Annotated in this window: 17 protein-coding genes; 12 read left to right on the top strand and 5 right to left on the bottom strand. The window is 72.8% G+C overall.

Annotated features, from left to right (window positions below; translation table 11 throughout):
• The first annotated feature begins 61 nt into the window (after window positions 1-61).
• Window positions 62-1,225, top strand: coding sequence for a polyamine ABC transporter substrate-binding protein (locus tag RM609_RS26340; protein ID WP_311614119.1), 1,164 nt, complete (start codon window positions 62-64; stop codon window positions 1,223-1,225).
• Between the two features lie 6 nt (window positions 1,226-1,231).
• On the opposite strand, the gene RM609_RS26345 is transcribed toward RM609_RS26340, so the two are convergent.
• Together RM609_RS26345 and RM609_RS26350 are read right to left on the bottom strand one after the other, a co-directional pair.
• Complete coding sequence (locus RM609_RS26345) at window positions 1,232-1,954, bottom strand: glycerophosphodiester phosphodiesterase (protein WP_311614055.1); 723 nt, start codon at window positions 1,952-1,954, stop codon at window positions 1,232-1,234.
• A gap of 16 nt (window positions 1,955-1,970) precedes the next feature.
• On the bottom strand, window positions 1,971-2,993 hold the full coding sequence (locus tag RM609_RS26350) for an adenosine deaminase (RefSeq protein WP_311614056.1): 1,023 nt from the start codon (window positions 2,991-2,993) through the stop codon (window positions 1,971-1,973).
• A gap of 128 nt (window positions 2,994-3,121) precedes the next feature.
• On the opposite strand from RM609_RS26350, the gene RM609_RS26355 reads away from it, so the two are divergent.
• Window positions 3,122-3,922 (top strand): DUF4190 domain-containing protein, encoded by an 801-nt coding sequence (locus RM609_RS26355; protein WP_311614057.1) that lies wholly within the window; start codon window positions 3,122-3,124, stop codon window positions 3,920-3,922.
• Here the strand turns inward: RM609_RS26355 and ybiA are convergent.
• On the bottom strand, window positions 3,856-4,482 hold the full coding sequence (gene ybiA / locus RM609_RS26360; protein ID WP_311614058.1) for a riboflavin biosynthesis intermediates N-glycosidase: 627 nt from the start codon (window positions 4,480-4,482) through the stop codon (window positions 3,856-3,858). The genes RM609_RS26355 and ybiA overlap by 67 nt on opposite strands.
• 358 nt (window positions 4,483-4,840) lie before the next feature.
• Here ybiA and RM609_RS26365 point away from each other — a divergent pair, with 358 nt between their 5' ends.
• Genes RM609_RS26365 through RM609_RS26380 form a run of 4 tightly spaced genes read left to right on the top strand, consistent with a single transcriptional unit; the run spans window position 4,841 to window position 9,229 of the window.
• Window positions 4,841-6,043 (top strand): ABC transporter ATP-binding protein, encoded by a 1,203-nt coding sequence (locus tag RM609_RS26365; RefSeq protein WP_311614059.1) that lies wholly within the window; start codon window positions 4,841-4,843, stop codon window positions 6,041-6,043.
• A gap of 2 nt (window positions 6,044-6,045) precedes the next feature.
• Window positions 6,046-6,975 carry an ABC transporter permease gene (locus RM609_RS26370; protein WP_311614120.1) on the top strand — a complete coding sequence of 310 codons (930 nt, stop codon included), beginning with the start codon at window positions 6,046-6,048 and terminating at the stop codon, window positions 6,973-6,975.
• On the top strand, window positions 6,975-7,781 hold the full coding sequence (locus RM609_RS26375; protein WP_311614060.1) for an ABC transporter permease: 807 nt from the start codon (window positions 6,975-6,977) through the stop codon (window positions 7,779-7,781). The genes RM609_RS26370 and RM609_RS26375 overlap by 1 nt, the downstream gene beginning before the upstream one ends.
• A 5-nt stretch (window positions 7,782-7,786) precedes the next feature.
• A complete protein-coding gene (locus RM609_RS26380; protein WP_311614061.1) occupies window positions 7,787-9,229 on the top strand; it encodes an NAD(P)/FAD-dependent oxidoreductase in 1,443 nt (480 codons plus the stop codon).
• On the opposite strand, the gene RM609_RS26385 is transcribed toward RM609_RS26380, so the two are convergent.
• The gene (locus tag RM609_RS26385) at window positions 9,226-9,822 is read right to left on the bottom strand and encodes a phosphatase PAP2 family protein (protein WP_311614062.1); all 597 of its coding nucleotides are present in this window, start codon (window positions 9,820-9,822) and stop codon (window positions 9,226-9,228) included. The genes RM609_RS26380 and RM609_RS26385 overlap by 4 nt on opposite strands.
• A gap of 352 nt (window positions 9,823-10,174) precedes the next feature.
• Window positions 10,175-11,527: a 4-aminobutyrate--2-oxoglutarate transaminase gene (gene gabT, locus RM609_RS26390; RefSeq protein ID WP_311614063.1), complete on the bottom strand. Its 1,353-nt coding sequence runs from the start codon at window positions 11,525-11,527 to the stop codon at window positions 10,175-10,177.
• Between the two features lie 352 nt (window positions 11,528-11,879).
• Between gabT and RM609_RS26395 the strand changes: the two genes are divergently transcribed.
• The 6 genes from RM609_RS26395 (at window position 11,880) to RM609_RS26420 (ending at window position 22,128) form a co-directional block, all read left to right on the top strand.
• A complete protein-coding gene (locus RM609_RS26395; protein ID WP_438828542.1) occupies window positions 11,880-13,973 on the top strand; it encodes an ATP-binding protein in 2,094 nt (697 codons plus the stop codon).
• Window positions 13,974-14,076: 103 nt separating this feature from the next.
• A complete protein-coding gene (locus RM609_RS26400) occupies window positions 14,077-15,681 on the top strand; it encodes a PucR family transcriptional regulator (RefSeq protein WP_311614065.1) in 1,605 nt (534 codons plus the stop codon).
• Window positions 15,682-15,925: 244 nt separating this feature from the next.
• Window positions 15,926-17,371: an aldehyde dehydrogenase family protein gene (locus tag RM609_RS26405; protein WP_311614066.1), complete on the top strand. Its 1,446-nt coding sequence runs from the start codon at window positions 15,926-15,928 to the stop codon at window positions 17,369-17,371.
• A 174-nt stretch (window positions 17,372-17,545) separates the two neighbouring features.
• Window positions 17,546-19,480, top strand: coding sequence for an acyl-CoA dehydrogenase family protein (locus RM609_RS26410; protein ID WP_311614067.1), 1,935 nt, complete (start codon window positions 17,546-17,548; stop codon window positions 19,478-19,480).
• Between the two features lie 75 nt (window positions 19,481-19,555).
• Window positions 19,556-20,830, top strand: a complete 1,275-nt coding sequence (gene dxr, locus RM609_RS26415; RefSeq protein WP_311614068.1) for a 1-deoxy-D-xylulose-5-phosphate reductoisomerase — start codon at window positions 19,556-19,558, stop codon at window positions 20,828-20,830.
• Window positions 20,827-22,128 carry a M50 family metallopeptidase gene (locus tag RM609_RS26420; RefSeq protein WP_311614069.1) on the top strand — a complete coding sequence of 434 codons (1,302 nt, stop codon included), beginning with the start codon at window positions 20,827-20,829 and terminating at the stop codon, window positions 22,126-22,128. The genes dxr and RM609_RS26420 overlap by 4 nt, the downstream gene beginning before the upstream one ends.
• The last annotated feature ends 119 nt before the right edge of the window (window positions 22,129-22,247 follow it).

Consider the following 22,247-nt stretch of genomic DNA (forward strand, 5'->3'; position numbering starts at 1 on the left):
CCGGCCGACCGGCCCCCCACCCGCCCCGCACGTCCCCGAATGCGAGACGCCCGTGAAGCCCCTGTCCCGCCGTACCCTGCTGCGCGCGCTGGGCGCCGGCGCCGGGGCCGCAGCGCTCGCCGGATGCGGGGTCCCCGCCGCGTACGTCGCCCCGCGCGACCGGTCCGCCCCGGACCGCTCCGAGCGCGACCACCGGCTCGCCTTCGCCAACTGGCCGCTCTACATCGACACCGACCAGAAGCACCCGGAGCGGCGGCCCACCCTCGACGACTTCGAGAAGAGCACCGGCATCTCGGTGAAGTACACCGAGGAGATCAACGACAACGACGAGTTCTTCGGCAAGATCAGCCCGGCCCTGATGAACCACCAGCAGACCGGCCGGGACATCATCGTCGTCAGCGACTGGATGGCCTCCCGCTACGTCCGCCTGGGCTGGGTCCAGACGATGGACCGGGCGGCCCAGCCGCACGTCGCCCGCGAGCTCGACCCGCTGCTGCGCGGGGCCTCCTTCGACCCCGGCCGGCTGCACACCGTCCCCTGGCAGTCCGGGATCACCGGCATCGCCTACAACCGCAAGAAGCTCGGCCGCGAGATCCGCCACACCTCCGACCTGTGGGCCGACGATCTGCGCGGCAAGGTCACGCTGCTCGCCGGCATGGACGAGGCGTTCGCGCTGCTGATGCTGGGCAACGGCGCCGACGTCACCCGCTGGACCGCCGACGACTTCCACCGGATGACGGACCAGCTGCGCACCCTGGTCCGCAAGCGCCACATCCGCCGCTTCACCGGCAACGACTACATCAAGGACCTCTCCTCCGGGGACGTCCTGGCCTGCCAGGCCTACTCCGGCGACATCATCCAGCTCCAGGCCGACAACCCCGACATCGAGTTCGTCGTCCCCCAGGAGGGCGCCGAGCTGTGGGCCGAGAGCCTGATGATCCCCAACCTCGCCGCCCACAAGCGCAACGCGGAACGGCTGATCGACTACTACTACCAGCCCGAGGTCGCCGCCCGGCTGGCCGTGGCGGTCAACTACGTCTGCCCGGTGCCGGCCGCGCGAGAGGTCCTCGCCTCCTCCAAGGAGAAGGAGCTCGCCGAGCTCGCCGGGAACCCGCTGGTCTTCCCCACCGAGGACATGCGCGGGCGGCTCTCGACCGCCCGCGACATGACGCCCAAGGAGCGCCCCGCCTTCACCAAGGAGTGGAACGAGATCGTCGGGCTGTGACGCGCCTCAGCTCTGGGGCGGGAGCAGCGAGCGCAGGGCGCCCACACGGTTGGTGGTGATCGAGTCCACGCCCGCGCGCAGCAGCCGGCGCATGGTCCACCGGGTGTCGGCGGTCCAGGCCGAGACGAGGAAGCCCGCGGCGTGGTCCCGGGCGACGAGCTCCTCGCTCACCAGCCCGAAGCGGTAGTTGAGCCAGCGCGGGCGCACCTCGGCGAGCAGGGCCGGGCGCGGCGGGGCAAGCGTGGTCCACGTCAGCGCGATCTCGGCGTCCGCGTCCGCCTGGCGGACGGCGAGCATGGCCGTGGGGGAGCCGCAGTAGTAGACCCGCTCCCGGGCCCCGGCGGACCGGACCTCGGCGACGGCCGCGCCCGCGGCCGACGGGTCCGGCAGGTCGATGAACAGCCGTGCACCGTGGTCCCGCGCCGTCGCGTCGAGCGCCTCGACGAGCGTCGGCACCCCGCCCCCGGTCAGCCCCCGCAGCTCGGCCGCCGACAGCGCGGCGAGGGCCCGCTCGTGGCCCCACAGCCGCCCCAGCGTCGCGTCGTGCAGCAGGACGGGCACCCCGTCGGCGGTCAGCCGGACGTCGATCTCCACCGCGCCCGCGCCCGCCCCCAGCGCGGAACGGATCGAGGGCAGGGTGTTCTCGCGGTGGACGTACGGGTCGCCGCGGTGGGCGACGGCGACGCAGGCGGCCGGGGTGCGCGGGGCGGCGGAGTCCGTGGAGACCATGGGCCTCATTGTGACGTCAGCCCCGCCAGGTGGCGGTGTACGCCTCGATCTCGGCGGTCAGCGCGGCCTTGCCCGCCGGGTCCATGAACGACGCCTCCACGCCGTTCCTGGCGAGCGCCGCGACGCCCCGGGCGTCCAGGTCCAGCAGTCGGGCAGCGACCGCGTACTCGGTGTTGAGGTCCGTGCCGAACATGGGCGGGTCGTCGCTGTTGACGGTCACCAGCACACCGGCCGCGACCATCTCCTTGATGGGGTGCAGCTCCAGGTCGGTCACCGCGCGGGTGGCCAGGTTGGAGGTGGGGCAGACCTCCAGCGGGATGCGGTGCTCGGCGAGGTGGGCCAGCAGCCTCGGGTCCCGCGGGGCGCTGGTGCCGTGACCGATGCGCTCGGCGCGCAGCTCGGTGAGGGCGTCCCAGATCGTCTGCGGCCCGGTGGTCTCGCCGGCGTGCGGCACGCTGTGGAGGCCGGCGGCGATCGCCCGGTCGAAGTAGGGCTTGAACTGCGGCCGGGGCACCCCGATCTCGGGCCCGCCGAGCCCGAAGGAGACCAGGCCGTCGGCCCCCAGGTCGCAGGCGATCCGGGCCGTCTCCTCGGCCGCCTCCAGGCCCGCCTCGCCGGGGATGTCGAAGCACCAGCGCAGCACCACGCCCAGCTCCGACTCCGCCGCCTTGCGGGCGTCCTCGATGGCCTCCAGGAAGGCGACGTCGGGGATGCCGCGCTTGGTGGAGCTGTAGGGGGTGACGGTCAGCTCGGCGTAGCGGATGTTCTGCCGGGCCATGTCACGGGCGACCTCGAAGGTCAGCAGCCGGACATCCTCGGCGTCGCGGATCAGGTCGACGACGGAGAGGTAGACCTGGATGAAGTGCGCGAAGTCACGGAAGGTGAAGAAGTCGGCGAGCGCCTCGGGGTCCGTGGGCACGGGGGAGTCGGGGTGCCGGGCCGCCAGCTCGGCGACGATGCGAGGGGAGGCCGAACCCACGTGGTGGACGTGCAACTCCGCTTTGGGGAGCCCTGCGATGAACGAGTCGAGTGGGGACATGCGGGCCTCCAGGGCTGCTCGGGTCGTTCGGTCCGGCCGGGTCAACGGCGTGCCGATCATCGTATGCACGGATGCCGCCGCCGCTGTGCTCAGGCCTTAGCATGACGGGGTATCGAGTGGGGAGGGCCATGTCCGAGAAGGACGACGCGCACGCGCAGCAGGAGCGCCGGGACGACGACCCCTGGGCTCCGCCGGAGCGGCGTGTACCGCTCGACAAGCCCGGCACCCCGCCGGTGCCGCCCGCGCCGCCCGTCCCCGGACCGGCCGCCGGACTCCCCGGGGCGCCGCCCGCGGCCCCGGACGCCCCGGTCGCCCCGGAGCCGGGTGCCGTGCCGCCCGTGCCCCTCGCACCCACCGGGCCGGGCACCCCGGGCGCGTACCCGCCCGGCCCGTACGGCTACGCGCAGCCGGGCATCCCGCCGCAGCCGGGGGCGCCCTACGGCGTGCCGGGCGCGGCCGGACCGTACGACCGGAGCCCCTACGGGCAGACCGCCTACGGCACCGGCCACTACGGCTGGGGCGCCCCGGGCTACGGGCAGGGCTGGCCACACGCGGGGCGGGTGCCCAACAACGGCCTGGGCGTGGCCTCGCTCGTGCTGGGCGTCATCGGTGTGCTGATGTGCTGGACGATCGTCTTCGGCGTCGTCATCGGAGTGATGGCGATCGTCTTCGGGGCGATCGGCCGGACCAAGGCCAACACCGGTGAGGCGACCAACGGCGGCCAGGCGCTGACCGGGCTGATCCTGGGCGGGGTGACGCTGCTGCTGACGGCCGTGATGCTCGTCGTCTTCATCACCGTGGGGGTGCGCGGGAGCACCGGCCCGGCCGGGGACGACAACCCCGACGACGCCACCTACGGCGCCTATATGGCCGTGCCGCCCGGCCCCGGGTCGCCGGCCGGGCCGCTGATGCCCGCCGCCAGCCGCTGACGCGCCTCCATCAGTGCGAAACCCAGCAGATTGAGACCGTTCCAGCGGGCCGGATCCCCGGCCCGCTCGTCGTCGGCGGCCAGGCCGATGCCCCACACCCGGTCGAGCGGGCTCGCCTCCACCAGCACCCGGTCCCCGGTGCCCAGCAGATACTCCCTCAGCTCCGGATGCTGCCCGAACTTGTGCACGCTGCCCTCGACGACCAGGGCGAAGCGGTGGCGGCGCCACACCTCCTCGTCGAAGCCGCGCACCGCGCGGCCCGCGTCCTTGGCCTGCTTGGGATGGCCCGCCGCGAGCGCCCGGGCCTCGGCCTCGGCGTCACCGAACAGCCGCGCCTTCCCGGCCATCATCCAGTGCTCCGCCGTCGCGTAGACCGCCCCGTCCACCGTGAACGGCGACGGCCACCACTGGCTGAAGCAGCCGGGCCCCACGGCGCCGTCCCTGCGCGGCCGGTGCCCCCAGAAGTTCACGTACTTCACCCGCTCACCGCGAGCCACGGCCGCCGTGAGCTCCTCGACCGAGCGCGGCCCGTCGGCGACCTCCGCACCTGACTTGATCATGTTGTTTCCTCCCCGTTCCATGCCGCTACCAGTGTGGCGACGGACACTGACAACGGCCCCGCGCGGGGCAGGGGAGCCACCGAGGGGGCCACACCGAATCCGTCGTCCCGTCAAATGATGGCGACGGAATCACTTGTCGCAAGTCAATTGCTCTGCCAGGATCGGCAACCATTCCCGTGGGAACCACACCCGCCCCGACGCCCGGGCCCGGTGAGGAGTACGCGATGGACCGACGATCCGGCACTGTGCGAGGCCGCCCCGGCCCCGAGCGCGGCACGGCCCGTATGAGACCACGTCCCATCGTGTGTCACTGTTACGTGTTCTGCGTCCTCCCCACGACCCCCCTGGACCCACGACCATGACGGCTTTCGCCACGACAGGCAGCAACGGCACCGACGTCCGCCTCACCGGCATCAGCAAGGCGTACGGCGACGTCACCGCCGTGCACCCGCTCGACCTCTCGGTGCCCGCGGGCTCCTTCTTCGCCCTGCTCGGAGCCTCCGGCTGCGGCAAGACCACCACGTTGCGCGTGATCGCCGGCCTGGAGGAGCCCACCACCGGCACTGTCGAGCTCGGCGGCCGGGACGTCACCGCCCTGCCCCCGTACAAGCGGCCCGTCAACACCGTCTTCCAGAGCTACGCGCTCTTCCCCCACCTGGACATCTACGAGAACGTGGCCTTCGGCCTGCGCCGGCGCGGCGTCAAGTCCGTCCGTAAGCAGGTCGACGAGATGCTCGACCTCGTCCAGCTCGGCGACTACGCCCGCCGCAAGCCCCAGCAGCTCTCCGGCGGCCAGCAGCAGCGCGTCGCCGTCGCCCGCGCGCTGATCAACCACCCGGACGTCCTCCTCCTCGACGAGCCCCTCGGCGCCCTCGACCTCAAGCTGCGCCGCCAGATGCAGCTCGAGCTCAAGCGCATCCAGACCGAGGTCGGCATCACCTTCATCCACGTCACCCACGACCAGGAGGAGGCCATGACCATGGCCGACACGGTCGCGGTCATGAACGCCGGACGCGTCGAGCAGATGGGTGCCCCCGCCGACCTCTACGAGACGCCGCGCACCACATTCGTCGCCAACTTCCTCGGCACCTCCAACCTCATCACCGCCGATGTGGTCGGCACCGCCGGCGACGACGTCCTTCTGCGGGTCTCCGATACCAAACTCACCCTTCCGGGGAAACGATGTACAGTCGGCGCCCGGGTGGGCGAGAAACTCCTGGTCGGGATACGGCCGGAAAAGATCACGCTCACCCACGCCGACGACGCCGGCACCATCGCCGACGGCCGTAACCGCCTGACCGGGCGCATCGCGCAGTCCAGTTTCATCGGCGTCTCCACCCAGTACCTCGTCGACAGCCCGGCCGCGTCCGGCCTGTCCGTCTACGAGCAGAACATCGAGCGCGACCCGCGCCTCGTCCCCGGCGCCGACGTCGTCCTCCACTGGAACCCCGACCACGGCTTCGGTCTCGACTCGGCCCAGGCCGTGTCCGCCGGAAAGCCGGACGAGGCCGGCACGGACGTCGTCGAGGCGGGCACCGACGCGCGAGAGGCGGGTACGTGACGATGACGACCGCCACCACCGACCACCCTCCCGCACCCTCCGCCGACGGCGCCCTCCACAAGGCCGTCCTCCGCAGGAAGCGCGTCCCCTACTGGCTGCTGCTCCCCGGCGCCCTCTGGCTGCTCGTCTTCTTCGTGGCCCCCCTGGTCTACCAGGCGTCGACCTCCGTACAGACCGGTTCCCTCGAAGAGGGCTTCAAGGTCACCTGGCACTTCGCCACCTACTGGGACGCCCTGACCGAGTACTACCCGCAGTTCCTGCGCTCCGTCGCCTACTCCGCGACCGCCACCGCGCTCTGCCTCCTGCTGGGCTACCCGCTGGCCTACCTCATCGCCTTCCGCGCGGGCCGCTGGCGCCACGTGCTGATGGTGCTCGTCATCGCGCCGTTCTTCACCAGCTTCCTGATCCGCACCCTCGCCTGGAAGACGATCCTCTCCGACGGCGGCCCCGTCGTCCGCGCCCTCGATGCGCTGCACGTCCTCGCCGTCACCGACGCGCTGGGCGTCACCGAGGGCCACCGCGTGCTCGCCACCCCGCTCGCCGTGGTCTGCGGGCTGACCTACAACTTCCTCCCGTTCATGATCCTGCCGCTCTACACCTCGCTCGAACGCATCGACAGCCGCCTCCACGAGGCCGCCGGCGACCTCTACGCCCGGCCGCTCACCACCTTCCGCAAGGTGACCCTCCCGCTGTCCATGCCGGGCGTCGTCGCCGGCACCCTGCTGACCTTCATCCCCGCCACGGGCGACTACATCAACGCCGAGCTGCTGGGCTCCACCGACCAGAAGATGATCGGCAACGTCATCCAGTCCCAGTTCCTGCGGGTCCTCGACTACCCGACGGCGGCCGCCCTGTCGTTCCTCCTCATGGCCGCGATCCTCGCCATGGTCACCGTCTACATCCGCAAGTCCGGGACGGAGGAGCTGGTCTGATGGCACTTCTGAACCGCCTCGGGCGCGGACTGCGCCGGAACCTGGTCGTGATCGCCGGGCTGGCCACCCTCGCCTTCCTGATCCTGCCCAACGTCGTGGTGACGATCTTCTCGTTCAACAAGCCGAACGGCCGCTTCAACTACCAGTGGCAGCGCTTCTCCACCGACGCCTGGACCAACCCCTGCGGCGTCGCCGACCTGTGCGGCTCGCTCTCGCTGAGCCTGTGGATCGCCCTCTGGGCGACCGTCGGCGCCACCCTCCTGGGCACCGCGATCGCCTTCGCGCTCGCCCGCTACCGCTTCCGGGCCCGCACCTCGGCCGGCACCCTGGTCTTCCTGCCGATGGCCATGCCCGAGGTCGTCATGGCCGCCTCCCTGGCGACCCTCTTCCTCAACATGGGCGTCAGCTTCGGCTTCTGGACCATCCTCATCGCCCACATCACGTTCTGCCTGAGCTTCGTGGTCACCGCCGTCAAGGCCCGGGTGATGAGCATGGACCCGCGCCTCGAACAGGCCGCCCAGGACCTCTACGCCACCCCGTGGCAGACCTTCCGCAAGGTCACCCTGCCCATCGCCGCCCCCGGCATCGTCGCCGGAGCGCTGCTCTCCTTCGCGCTCTCGTTCGACGACTTCATCATCACCAACTTCAACGCCGGCTCGACCGTGACCTTCCCCATGTACGTCTGGGGATCCGCACAACGGGGCACACCCGTACAAATCAATGTCATCGGAACGGCGATGTTCGCCATCGCCGTGTTGTGCGTCCTCGTCGGCCAGCTCGTCGGGAGACGCCCGAGAAGGAGCTGAGAACCATGGCCGTCGGTGCCATACCGCACCAATCCGGGGGAGCTCCCCGGATCCCCGCTGTACGAGCACTCTCCGACGCGACCCCTCGCCCCTACTGGCTCGACGACCCCTCCCGGCCGGAGGCGCTCCCCGCGCTCGTCGGCGACGAGCACTGCGACCTGCTCGTCGTCGGCGGCGGCTACTCCGGCCTGTGGACCGCGCTCCTGGCCAAGGAACGCGACCCCGGCCGGGACGTCGTCCTCATCGAGGCCCAGGAGACCGGCTGGGCCGCCTCCGGCCGCAACGGCGGCTTCTGCGCCGCCTCCCTCACCCACGGCTGGGCCAACGGCCACGCCCGCTGGCCCGCCGAGCTCCGCACGCTGGAGGAGCTCGGCCACCGCAACCTCGACGGCATCGAGGCCACCCTCGCCCGCCACGGCATCGACTGCGATTTCGAGCGCACCGGCGAGATCGACGTGGCCACCGCCCCCCACCAGGCCCTGGAGCTCCGCGAGGCCGCCGCGCGGGCGAAGGCCCTCGGCGTCACCGGCCACACCTTCCTCGACCGCGACGCCATGCGGGCCGAGGCCGACTCCCCGACCTTCCTCGCCGGCCTGTGGAACCGCACCGGCGTCGCCATGCTCCACCCGGCCAAGCTCGCCTGGGGCCTTCGGCGCGCCTGCCTGGGCCTCGGCGTACGGATCTACGAGCACACCCCCGGCACCGAGCTCTCCGCCCGCCGCGCCGGACTGGCCGTCCGCACCCCCTACGGCCGGGTCTTCGCCCGCCACGTCGCGCTGGGCACCAACGCCTTTCCCTCCCTGGTCAAGCGGCTCCGCCCGTACATCGCCCCCGTCTACGACTACGCGCTGATGACCGAGCCGCTCACCGAGGAGCAGCTGGCCTCCGTCGGCTGGCGCCGCCGCCAGGGGCTCAGCGACAGCGCCAACCACTTCCACTACTTCCGGCTGACGGCGGACAACCGCGTGCTGTGGGGCGGCTACGACATCGTCTACCGCTACGGCGGCGGCGTACGGGCCGAGTACGACCACCACCCGGCCACGTACCAGCGCCTCGCCGAGCATTTCTTCCGCTGCTTCCCGCAGCTGGAGGGGGTGCGCTTCTCGCACACCTGGGGCGGCGCGATCGACACCTGCTCCCGTTTCTCCGCCTTCTTCGGCACCGCCCACGGCGGCCGCGTCGCCTACGCGCTGGGCTTCACGGGGCTCGGCGTCGGCGCGACCCGCTTCGGCGCGGACGTCATGCTGGACCTGCTCTCCGGCGCGCGCACCGAGCGCACGGAACTGGAGATGGTCCGCAGCAAGCCGCTGCCGTTCCCGCCCGAGCCGGTCCGGTCGGTGGGGATCGGCATCACCCAGTGGGCGATGACCCGGGCTGACACGAATGGCGGTCGCCGCAACGTTTGGCTGAGGACGATGGACAAACTGGGGCTGGGTTTCGACAGTTAGCTGCCGCGTTGTGGGCAATCGTCCCGCAGGGCGGGACGGGTGGGCACAACGCGACCACCGGCCTGCACCCACAGCACGACCCCCGCCAGGCACCACGCCCCGACCACATCCAGCGGCCAGTGATACCCCTGCCGCACCAGCCCGAGACCGACACCGAGGTTGAGCAGCACATAAGGCGCCACCCACCACCACCGCCGGAAGACCAGCAACGCCGCCGCCCCGTAGGCGACGGCCGCCGTGGCCGCATGGCCAGAAGGAAAGAACCCGTCATGCGGCCCGGCCCCCATCGCCGGTGGCCCCGCCCGCCCGATCCACCACTTCAGCGGCACGACGAGCAAGGGCACCGCCACCATCGCCAGCGCGGCGGCCACCGGCGGCCGCCACCGCCGCCCGCGCACGGCGGCGAAGACGACGGCAGCCAGAAGCACCGGCACCGCCACGACCGTATTGCCCAGATCGGCCAGAAACTCGGCGCCCCAAGACGGCACGGCGCCCGCGCCCGCGACCGTACGGCCCAGCCGCTCGTCGAGGGCGCGCAGCGGCCCGTGCGCGGCGACCTGCCAGGTGACGAGCGCGAAGAGGACCACGCACACGGCCGGGAAGAGGGCCGGGAAGAGGAATGCCGACGGCCCCGGAACAGGGGGGGAAGTTCCAGGGCCGCCGGTCCGGCCGGTGGACCGCGCGCCCCGGGGGGTATGGGGCGGGCGACCGTCCGATCGGTGAGGATGTCCGGAGCCGAGGGCTCCAGTGCTGTGCGCGAAGGCACGGCCGGGCCGGCGCCGGGGAAGCGACGGCACGGCATCGTCCGCAGTCCCCTGCGGACGGGGTGTTTCACTCATCTGCAGAAACCGTACGGCAGGGATGGGCGATCCGATAGTCGGATCACCCGTCCACCACCCGCCCCGCACAGGTTCTTCACCGGCTCACAACTGGCTCACAGCCGGCTCAGAGACGCGCGAACGCGCCCTCGATGATGTCGAGGCCCTCGTTCAGCAGGTCCTCGCCGATGACCAGCGGCGGCAGGAAGCGCAGCACGTTGCCGTAGGTGCCGCAGGTGAGGACCAGCAGGCCCTCGGCGTGGCAGGCCTTGGCGAGCGCGCCGGCGGCCTCCGCGTTCGGCTCCTTGGTCGCCGGGTCCTTGACCAGCTCGATCGCGATCATCGCGCCGCGGCCGCGGATGTCGCCGATGACCGGGAACTTCTCCTGCATCGCGGCGAGGCGGCCCTTCATGACCTCCTCGATGCGCTTGGCCTTGCCGTTGAGGTCCAGCTCGAGCATGGTCTCGATGGCGCCCAGGGCACCGGCGCAGGCCACCGGGTTGCCGCCGTAGGTGCCGCCCAGACCGCCCGGGTGGGCGGCGTCCATGATCTCTGCGCGGCCGGTGACGGCGGCCAGCGGCAGACCGCCGGCGATGCCCTTGGCGGTGGTGATCAGGTCCGGGACGACGCCCTCGTCCTCACAGGCGAACCACTGGCCGGTGCGGCAGAAGCCGGACTGGATCTCGTCCGCGACGAAGACGATGCCGTTGTCGTTGGCGAACTTCACGATCGCCGGCAGGAAGCCCTTGGCCGGCTCGATGAAGCCGCCCTCGCCCAGCACCGGCTCGATGATGATCGCGGCGACGTTCTCGGCGCCGATCTGCTTGGTGATCTGGTCGATGGCCTGGGCGGCGGCCTCGGGGCCGCAGTTCTCCGCGCCGGTCGGCCAGCGGTAGCCGTACGCCACCGGCACCCGGTAGACCTCGGGCGCGAACGGGCCGAAGCCGTGCTTGTACGGCATGTTCTTGGCGGTGAGCGCCATCGTCAGGTTGGTGCGGCCGTGGTAGCCGTGGTCGAAGACGACGACGGCCTGGCGCTTGGTGTGCGCACGGGCGATCTTGACGGCGTTCTCGACGGCCTCGGCGCCCGAGTTGAACAGCGCGGACTTCTTGGCGTGGTCGCCCGGGGTCAGCTCGGCGAGCTTCTCGCAGACCTCCACGTAACCCTCGTAGGGGGTCACCATGAAACAGGTGTGGGTGAAGTCGGCGAGCTGCGCGGCGGCGCGGCGCACCACGGCCTCGGCGCTGGCGCCGACCGAGGTCACGGCGATGCCCGAGCCGAAGTCGATCAGGCGGTTGCCATCGACGTCCTCGATGACGCCGCCGCCCGCGCGGGTGGTGAACACCGGCAGGACGGAGCCCACACCGCCCGCGACCGTTTCGAGGCGGCGGGCCTGGAGCTCGAGCGACTTGGGGCCGGGGATCGCAGTGACGACGCGGCGCTCCTGGGGGAGGGCGGCGCCTCCGGACAGTTCGGTCATGAGAGCTCCAGGGGGAACGTACGGGCTTTTGGTCGCAGGCTAGGTGCGGCGAGGGGAGCGCGGCATGTTCCGATCGGGAGAAGTGCGCGCGTCCCGTTGTCCGTATCGGACATGGTGTCCCACTAGATTGGGCCGGTCGGAGACTTCAGGCACGCGCGGCGCGACGGCCGGCTGGGGGCGAGGGGCAGTGAGGGACACCGAGCAGACCACGGGAGGCGGTAGGGAGACGCCGGGCGCGCGGGGGGGCCGTCCGCCGCGCCAGGCGGGCCCGCCCGGGGAGCCGCCCGCGGCACCCGCACCGGCTGCGGCACCCACGCCGCCCGGCACGCCCACGCCGGGCGCCCGGCCCACGGTGCCCCCGGCCGGTGCGGCCGTGCCACCGCCCGTCGAGGCGGCCGTGCCGCCGCGCCCGGACGCCGCGCCTCCGGCCGCCGGGGCCGCCGGCGCCCCGTTCCTGTCCTGGCTGCGCACCCCGCGCCCGGAAGCGGCGCCCGGCGTGTGGACGTTCGGCCACCGGCCCCGGCCGCCGGAGGAGCCCGACCGGATCCCCGGCCGGCAACTGATCAGCAGCGCGGTGATCTCCCTGCTGTGCGGCTGGCTGCTGTGGTCCCTGCTGTGGAACGGCTACCTCGGCCACTACTGGATCTGGCCGCTGTTCGCCCTGACGCCCGACTCCTGGCGGGAGGAGGGCATCTTCGCCGTCTGGGTCGTCTACGGCTACTACGTCCTGGTCGCCCTCGTCCTCGCCGTCGTCTTCGGCCGTCTCGGGCGCTGGCCCCAGGTCTGGCGCCGCTGGGCCGCGCCCGCCCTGCGCCGCCTGTGGGACGACTCCGGCGAGCAGGCGCCGACCGCTCCCGCCGCGCCGGACGAGGACCCCGCCGAATGGCCCCGGCTGCGCGCCTCGGGGGCGGGTGCCGCCGCCGACCGGCTCGCGGCGGAGGCCAGGGCCGGGCTGATGAACGACGTCGACCACGCCCGCATCGGGCGCGCCTGGGAGGCCTCGCGCGTCCGCCCCGACCGGCTGGCCGCCTTCACCGACGCCGTGGTCAAACACGGCGCCGCCGCCTGCGCCCACCCCTCCGGGGCGCGCGACCTGCCCGTACGCGCCGCCGTCCACGACCTCGCCACCCGCCAGGTCCGCATCGGCACCGCCACCGACGACGAGCGCAACCCCTACGGCCACCGGGGCGTCGGCGCCGCCCTCGACCCCACGCTGCTGGGCACCTCCCTGCTCGCCGTCGGGCCGCCCGGCTGCGGCAAGTCCGCGCGGCTGGTGCGGCCCGTTCTCGAGTCGCTGTGCCTCCAGGCGCTCGCCGGGCGCACCGCGGTCGTCGCCGTCGGGGCGGCGGGCGCAGGGCTCGCCCCCGACGACGCCTTCGACGTCGTGGTCCGCATCGGACGCCCGGACTCCGCCTACGACCTCGACCTGTACGGCGGCACGGACGACCCCGACGAAGCCGCCGCCGTCCTCGCCGAGGGACTCGTCGGGGACATCGTCGCCGGTCTCCCCGGCGACGACGGCCGCCGGGCCGCCACCGCCCTGGCCCAGCTCCTCGGCCCCTTCCGGGCCGCCCACGGCCGCTTCCCGGCCGTCCCCGAACTGCGCGACCTCCTCGACGGCTCCGCCGCCGCGACCGGCGCGCTGCGCACCGCCCTCGCGGCACGTGGGCAGGAGGCGCTCGTCCGCGAACTCGACGCCCGCGAGCGCCAGGCGGAACGGCACGGCGACCCCGGGCCGCTGCTCTCCGACCGGCTCGCCCTCCTCGACCGGCCCGCCTTCGCGGGTTTCTTCGACACCACCCGCCCCGGGCGGACCTTCTCGCTACGGACGCTGGAGCACCCGCTGCGCGTCCGGATCGATCTCCCCGAGCGCGGCCACGCCGAGGCGTCCCGGATGCTCGCCCGGCTGATCCTGGCCCAGTTCACGGAGTGCGCCGCCGGCCGCGCCGACCGCTCGCTGTTCGCCTGCCTCGTCCTCGACGACGCCACCCACACCGTCACCCCCGAGTCCGTACGCGGCCTGGCGCGGCTGCGCTCCACCAACGCCGGAGCCGTGCTCACCCTGCGCACCCTCGACGACGTCCCCGAGGCGCTGCGCAGCGCCCTGCTGGGCTCCGTCGGCTGCCGGATGGCCTTCTCCGGGGTGACCACCTGGGACGGCGCGCGCTTCGCGGAGGTCTGGGGCAAGGAGTGGGTGGAGACCCGCGACGTCACCGACCGCCAGGTCATCGCCCACGAGCCGCTCACCCGCGTCACCCATGTCATCCGCCGGGTGATCACGGGCCGGGCCGTCACCGCCCAGTCCGTGACCGTCCGCAAGGTGGAGCGGGAGCGCTGGTCCGCCTCCGAGCTGGCCCACGGCGTGCCAGCCGGGCACGCGGTGCTGTCCGTGACGTCCGTACGGGGCGGCAGCACGCCCCCCGTCCTGGTCGACCTGGAGCGCTGACCGGCGGGTTCCCGCTTTCTACGCAATGCTCCACTGAGGCAGAATCGGTCACAGCCGTTCATACGGGACGGCACTCTCTCCGCACCACCCGGCCGAAGGTTCCATGCCCCTCACGCTCGCCTCTCTGGTCAACCACTCCGCGCTCAGGCTCACCGTGCTCGCCGGAGCGGACAGGCTGGACACGCCCGTCCGCTGGGCGCACGTCAGCGAGCTCGCCGACCCCGTGCCGTGGATGGACGGCGGGGAACTGCTGCTGATCACGGCGATGAAGATCGACGCCGCGGACCGGGAGGAGATGCGGAGTTACGTACGCCGCCTGGTGCGGGCCGGCGTGGTGGGGCTCGGCTTCGCCGTCGGGGTGAACTACGACGAGGTGCCCGGCGCCCTCGTCGAGGCGGCCGCCGAGGACGGCCTGCCGCTGCTGGAGGTGCCCCGCCGCACCCCGTTCCTGGCCATCACCAAGGCCGTCTCGGCGGCCGCCGCGGCCGACCAGTACCACGCGGTCACGGCGGGCTTCGAGGCCCAGCGCGAGCTGACCCGCGCCGCCCTCGCCCCCGAGGGCCCCGCCGCGCTCCTCGCCCGGCTCGCCGCCCACCTCGGCGGGTGGGCCGCGCTCTACGACGCCTCCGGCGCCGTCGTCGCCGCCGCGCCCGGCTGGGCGGCCCGCCGCGCGGCCCGGCTCGGCGCCGACGTGAAACGGCTGCGGGAGCGGCCCGCGCCCGCCAGCGCCGTCCTCGGCCCGGACGCCGCCGGGGCGGAGGGCGGCGACCGGATCGAGCTCCAGTCCCTCGGCTCCGGCCGCCGCACGCGCGGCGTCCTCGCCGTGGGCACGGACGCGCCCCTCGGCACCGCCGGGCGCTACGCCGTCAACTCCGCCGTCGCCCTCCTCACCCTGACCACCGAGCGTTCGCGCGCCCTCCAGGACGCGGAGGCGCGGCTGGGCGCGGCGGTGCTGCGGATGCTGCTCGCGGACGAGCCGGGCCACGCGCGGGCCGTCGCGGGGGAGCTGTACGGGGCGCTGCTGGACGAGCCCTTCCGGATGCTGGTGGCGGAGGCCGCCGATACCGATCCGGAGGGCGAGCTCGGCGTGCTCGCCGACACCGCCGAGACCGCGGCGAGCCGGGCGGCCGAGCCGGTGCTCGTGGTGCCGGAGGGCGAGCGCGTCGTCGTCCTCGCCCGGGACGGCGGGGCGGCGGTGGCCGCGTGCATCGCGTACGCCCGTACGGTCGAGGCGCGGCGCGGGGCCGCGGGGGCGGAGCGGGAGGGCGGCCCGGCCGCCCCGGGTGTGGCCGTCGGCCTCTCGGCGCCCACCCGGCCCGCGGCCGCCGGGGCCGCCTTCCACCAGGCCGAACAGGCCCTGTCCGTCGCCCGGCGCCGGGGCCGCGCCCTCGTCGAGCACGAGGAGGTCGCGACCGGCTCGGTCATGCCCCTGCTCGCCGACGACGCGGTACGGGCCTTCGCGGACGGGCTCCTGCGCGCCCTCCACGAGCACGACGCCACCGGGCGCGGCGACCTGGTCGCCTCCCTCCGCGCCTGGCTCGCACGCCACGGCCAGTGGGACGCGGCCGCCGCCGACCTGGGCGTCCACCGCCACACGCTGCGGTACCGGATGCGTCGGGTGGAGGAGATCCTGGGGCGGTCGCTGGACGATCCGGATGTGCGGATGGAGTTGTGGCTGGCGCTGAAGGCGACGACGGGGCCGTCGTAGCGGTTCGGCTGAGGGCGGTTCGGCACCGCCGTGCACGTCGCCGTGGGCTGAGCGCCGTCGCGGCGGAAGAACACCCGCCGCGACGGCGCTCGGCCACCAGCCGACGTACCCGGCGGTGCCGAACCCACCCCGCCACAGTGGCGTACCGCCGCCCCCGCGCGCTCCACCACGGACAAGCGACCAGCGCGCGCCGCGCGCCTACGGTGAGGGAGCCCCAAGTCATCCGCACCCCCGGAGGAAACCCGTGACCGCTCCCATCGCGTTCTGGCTGGCCGGCCGTGAGGCCACCGGCGAGGAGACCTTCGACGTCACGAACTCCTGGGACGGCCGTCTCGTCGGCACCGTGAGCGTGCCGACCGAGGCGCAGGTCGAGGAGGCCGTGGCGGCCGCGCACGCCGTGCGCGAGGAGTTCGCGGCCACGCCCGCGCACGTCCGCACCGCGGCCCTCGACCACGTCGCCAAGCGGCTCGCCGAGCGCACCGAGGAGATCGCCCAGCTGATCTCCGCCGAGAACGGCAAGCCCATCAAGTGGGCCCGCGGCGAGGTCGGCCGTGCCGTCTCGGTGTTCCGCTGGGCCGCCGAGGAGGCCCGCCGCTTCAACGCCGGCGAGGCCCAGCGCCTGGACACCGACGCCGGCGGCACCGGCCGCCTCGCGCTGACCCGCCGCGTCCCGCGCGGCACGGTCCTCGGCATCGCGCCGTTCAACTTCCCGCTCAACCTGAGCGCCCACAAGGTCGCCCCGGCCATCGCCGTCGGCGCCCCGATCATCCTCAAGCCCGCCCCGGCCACCCCGATCTCCTCCCTGGTCCTGGGCGAGATCCTGGCCGAGACCGAGCTGCCCGCCGGCTCCTGGAGCGTCCTGCCGGTCCCGAACGACCGGATGCCCGCCCTCGTCCAGGACGAGCGGCTGCCCGTCATCTCCTTCACCGGCTCCGGCCCGGTCGGCTGGTCGATCCTCGACTCCGTGCCCCGCAAGCACGTCACCCTGGAGCTCGGCGGCAACGGCGCGGCCGTCGTCCTCGCCGACTGGTCCTCCGAGGCGGACCTGGACTGGGCGGCGCAGCGCATCGCCACCTTCTCCAACTACCAGGGCGGCCAGTCCTGCATCTCCGTGCAGCGAGTCATCGCCGACGCCTCGCTCTACGAGCGGCTGCTGCCGAAGGTCGTCGCGGCAGTCGAGGCGCAGGTGACGGGCGACCCGTCCGACGCGTCCACCGACGTCGGCCCGCTGGTCAGCGAGGACGCCGCCAAGCGCGTCGAGTCCTGGGTGGACGAGGCCGTCGCCGCGGGCGCCACGCTGCTCGCCGGTGGCAAGCGCGACGGCGCGACGTACGCCCCGACCGTGCTCGCCGACGTCCCCGCCGGTGTCACCATCGCCTGCGAGGAGGTCTTCGGCCCGGTCCTGACCATCTCGAAGGCCGAGGGCGAGGAGGCGGCCTTCGCGGCCGTCAACGACTCCCCGTACGGCCTCCAGGCCGGTGTCTTCACCCACGACCTCCAGACCGCCTTCCGCGCCCACCGCGCCCTGGAGGTCGGTGGCGTGGTCGTCGGCGACGTCCCGTCCTACCGCGCCGACCAGATGCCGTACGGCGGCGCCAAGCAGTCCGGCGTCGGCCGCGAGGGCGTCCGCTGGGCGATGGACGACTACACGTACGAGCGTGTGCTCGTGCTCACCGGCCTCGACCTCTGAGCCACCGGGTTCTTGAAACGCGGTTCTGGCCGCCGTCACCCGCATGGGTGGCGGCGGCCAGTACTGCGCGGGGGCTGGTAGATCCGGTACGGATCGGGTAGGTACATACGGACGAGTAGCACCGGTCGGTAGTCGACCGGGACCATCACCCCGACTCACGCGGTGAGGTGCCACATGACCGCACCATCCGTACGACCGGTCTCCGAGCGCGAGGCACGCCAGGTCGCCGAGGCGGCGCGCGAGCAGGACTGGAAGAAACCCAGTTTCGCCAAGGAGCTCTTCCTCGGCCGGTTCCGGATCGATCTGATCCACCCGCATCCCACCCCGGCGCCGGACGACGTCCGGCGGGGCGAGGAGTTCCTCGGCAAGCTCCGGGAATTCTGCGAGACCCGGATCGACGGCGCGCTCATCGAGCGCGAGGCGAAGATCCCCGACGAGACGGTCGGCGGGCTCAAGGAGCTCGGCGCCTTCGGCATGAAGATCGACGTCAAGTACGGCGGTCTCGGGCTCAACCACGTCTACTACAACAGGGCCCTCGCCCTCGTCGGCTCCGCGAGCCCCGTCGTTGGCGCGCTGCTCTCCGCGCACCAGTCGATCGGCGTGCCCCAGCCGCTGAAGCTCTTCGGCACGCAGGAGCAGAAGGAGAAGTTCCTGCCGCGCTGCGCGCGCACGGACATCACCGCCTTCCTGCTGACCGAGCCGGACGTGGGTTCCGACCCGGCCCGGCTGGCGACGAGCGCCGTGCCCGACGGGGACGACTACGTCCTCGACGGAGTGAAGCTGTGGACGACCAACGGCGTCGTCGCCGACCTCCTCGTCGTGATGGCGCGGGTGCCCAAGAGCGAGGGCCACAAGGGCGGCATCACCGCCTTCGTCGTCGAGGCGGCCGCCGAGGGCGTCACCGTGGAGAACCGCAACGCCTTCATGGGCCTGCGCGGCATCGAGAACGGCGTCACCCGCTTCCACCAGGTGCGGGTGCCCGCCGCCAACCGGATCGGCCCCGAGGGCTCCGGCCTGAAGATCGCGCTGACCACGCTCAACACCGGCCGGCTGTCCATCCCCGCCATGTGCGCGGCGAGCGGCAAATGGGCACTGAAGATCGCCCGCGAGTGGTCCTCGGCCCGCGAGCAGTGGGGCAAGCCCATCGCCAAGCACGAGGCCGTCGGCTCGAAGATCTCCTTCATCGCCGCGACCACCTTCGCCCTGGAGGCGGTCGTCGACCTGTCCAGCCAGATGGCGGACGAGGAGCGCAACGACATCCGGATCGAGGCCGCCCTCGCCAAGCTCTACGCCAGCGAGATGGCCTGGCTGATGACGGACGAGCTGGTCCAGATCCGCGGCGGCCGGGGCTACGAGAGCGCCGACTCGCTCGCCGCCCGGGGCGAGCGCGCGGTCCCCGCCGAGCAGATGCTGCGCGACTCGCGGATCAACCGGATCTTCGAGGGCTCCACCGAGATCATGCACCTGCTGATCGCCCGCGAGGCTGTCGACGCCCACCTCTCCGTGGCCGGCGACCTCATCGACCCGGACAAGTCCCTGGGCGACAAGGCACGGGCCGGCGCCCGCGCGGGCGGCTTCTACGCCCGCTGGCTGCCCAAGCTCGTCGCGGGCCCCGGACAGCTGCCGCGCACGTACTCCGAGTTCCATCCGGCCGGCCACCGCGACCTCTCGGGCCATCTGCGGTACGCCGAGCGGTCCTCGCGCAAGCTCGCCCGCTCCACCTTCTACGCCATGTCCCGCTGGCAGGGCCGCATGGAGACCAAGCAGGGCTTCCTCGGCCGGATCGTCGACATCGGCGCCGAGCTCTTCGCGATGAGCGCCGCCTGCGTCCGCGCCGAGCACCTGCGCCTGCGCGGCGAGAACGGCGCCGAGGCGTACCAGCTCGCCGACGCCTTCTGCCGGCAGTCCCGCATCCGGGTGGAGGAGCTCTTCCGGCGGCTGTGGACCAACACCGACGACCTCGACCGCAAGGTCGTCTCCGGGGTGCTGGCGGGCTCGTACGAGTGGCTGGAGAACGGCATCGTCGACCCCAGTGGCGAGGGCCCCTGGATCGCCGACGCCACCCCCGGCCCCTCCAAGGCGGAGAACGTCCACCGCCCGATCCGCTGACGGGCACCGGGCCCGTCGCGCCGTATCGCCGGACGCCCTGTCGGGGCGGACCGGCGGTACGGCCACAATGGGGGGATGACGGACTGCCTCGCTGACCCCCACCTGCGTTACTCCGCCCCCGGCCGTGACCACGACGGCCCGCGCGAGATCGTGATCCTCGGCTCGACCGGCTCGATCGGCACCCAGGCCATCGACCTGGTGCTGCGCAATCCCGAGCGGTTCACGGTGACCGCGCTGTCCGCCGCCGGCGGACGGGTGGAACTGCTGGCGGAGCAGGCGCACAGACTGAGGGTCCGCACAGTGGCCGTGGCGCAGGAGGACAAGGCGCCCGCGCTGCGCGAGGCGCTGGCCGCGCGCTACGGCACCGAGCCGCTGCCGGAGATCCTGGCGGGCCCGGACGCGGCCACCGAGGTGGCCCGCGGTGAGTGCCACACGGTCCTCAACGGCATCACCGGCTCCATCGGCCTGGCCCCCACCCTCGCCGCCCTGGAGGCGGGCCGCACCCTGGCCCTGGCCAACAAGGAGTCGCTGATCGTCGGCGGTCCGCTGGTGAAGGCCCTCGCCAAGCCCGGCCAGATCATCCCGGTCGACTCCGAGCACGCCGCGCTCTTCCAGGCCCTCCTCGGCGGCACCCGCGCCGAGGTCCGCAAGCTGGTCGTCACGGCCTCCGGCGGCCCCTTCCGCGGCCGGACCAAGGCCGAGCTGGCCACCGTCACCCCGAAGGACGCCCTGGCGCACCCCACGTGGTCCATGGGCCCGGTGATCACGATCAACTCCGCCACCCTGGTCAACAAGGGCCTGGAGGTCATCGAGGCCCACCTGCTCTACGACATCCCGTTCGAGCGCATCGAGGTCGTCGTCCACCCGCAGTCGTACGTCCACTCGATGGTGGAATTCACCGACGGCTCCACCCTCGCGCAGGCGACCCCGCCGGACATGCGTGGCCCCATCGCCATCGGGCTGGGCTGGCCCGAGCGGGTGCCCGACGCCGCCCCCGCCTTCGACTGGTCCAAGGCCTCCACCTGGGAATTCTTCCCCCTCGACGAGGAGGCCTTCCCGTCCGTGGGCCTGGCCCGGCACGTCGGTACGCTCGGCGGGACCGCCCCGGCCGTCTTCAACGCCGCGAACGAGGAGTGCGTCGACGCGTTCCTGAGCGGACACCTGCCGTTCAATGGGATCGTGGACACCGTCGCCGAGGTGGTCGCGGAGCACGGCATCCCCGCCGTGGGAACTCGACTGACCCTCTCGGACGTCCTGGAGGCGGAGACCTGGGCGCGTGCCCGGGCCCGTGAACTGGCGGCCCGCACGGGCGGCCGTACGGCGCAAGCGACCTCGGAGGCCCGCGCATGACGATGCTGATGACGATCCTCGGGATAGTCGTCTTCGTGGTGGGCCTGCTCTTCTCCATCGCCTGGCACGAGCTGGGGCACCTGTCCACGGCGAAGATGTTCGGCATCCGTGTGCCGCAGTACATGGTCGGCTTCGGGCCGACGCTGTGGTCGCGGCGGAAGGGCGAGACCGAGTACGGGATCAAGGCCGTCCCCCTCGGCGGCTACATCCGCATGATCGGCATGTTCCCGCCCGGCGAGGACGGCCGGATAAGCGCCCGCTCCACCTCCCCGTGGCGCGGCATGATCGAGGACGCCCGCTCGGCGGCGTACGAGGAGCTCCAGCCGGGCGACGAGACCCGGATGTTCTACACGCGCAAGCCCTGGAAGCGCGTGATCGTGATGTTCGCGGGCCCGTTCATGAACCTGGTCCTGGCCGTCGCGATCTTCCTCGGCGTGATGATGTCCTTCGGCGTCAACACCCAGACGACCACCGTCTCGGCCGTCTCGGACTGCGTGGTCTCCGCCAGCGCCGCCACCGACAAGTGCCCCAAGGGCGCCAAGGACTCCCCGGCCAAGGCGGCCGGCCTCCAGCCCAAGGACCGGATCGTCGCCTTCGACGGCCACAAGGTCGACGGCTGGACCACGCTCCAGAAGGAGATCCGCAGGACCACGGGACCGGCCACGATCACCGTCGTCCGCGACGGCGTCGAGAAGACCCTCCGCGCGGACCTCATCTCCAACCAGGTCCAGAAGTACGACGGCAAGGGCACGCCCATCAAGGGCGAGTACGTCACCGCCGGCTTCCTCGGCTTCACCCCGGCCACGGGCGTCGTCCAGCAGTCCTTCGGCCAGTCCGTCGACCGCATGGGCGACATGGTCCAGTCCGGCGTGGAGTCGCTGATCGCCCTGCCCGGCAAGATCCCGGACCTGTGGAACGCGGCCTTCGACGGCGGCGAGCGCAAGCCCGACTCGCCGATGGGCGTGGTCGGCGCGGCCCGCGTCGGCGGCGAGGTGTTCAACCTCGACATCCCGCCGTCGCAGCAGATCGCGACCATGCTCTTCCTGGTCGCCGGCTTCAACCTCTCGCTGTTCCTCTTCAACATGCTGCCGCTGCTCCCGCTGGACGGCGGGCACATCGCGGGCGCGCTGTGGGAGTCGGTCCGGCGGAACCTCGCCAAGGTCTTCCGGCGGCCGGATCCCGGTCCGTTCGACGTGGCGAAGCTGATGCCGGTGGCGTATGTGGTGGCGGGCATTTTCGTCTGCTTCACGCTGCTGGTGCTCATCGCCGACGTGGTCAATCCGGTGCGGCTGACGTAGCCGGTGGCCTTCTTCCCGGGGCTCCGCCCCGGGACCCGGTCCTCGAACGCCGGACGGGCTGATTCCAGCCCGTCCGGCCGGGACTGGCTGATGTGCCCCGAAGGGATCCCGTGCCGTAA

Origin of the sequence: Streptomyces hesseae, assembly GCF_031845785.1 — a bacterium.
GTDB lineage: Bacteria > Actinomycetota > Actinomycetes > Streptomycetales > Streptomycetaceae > Streptomyces > Streptomyces hesseae.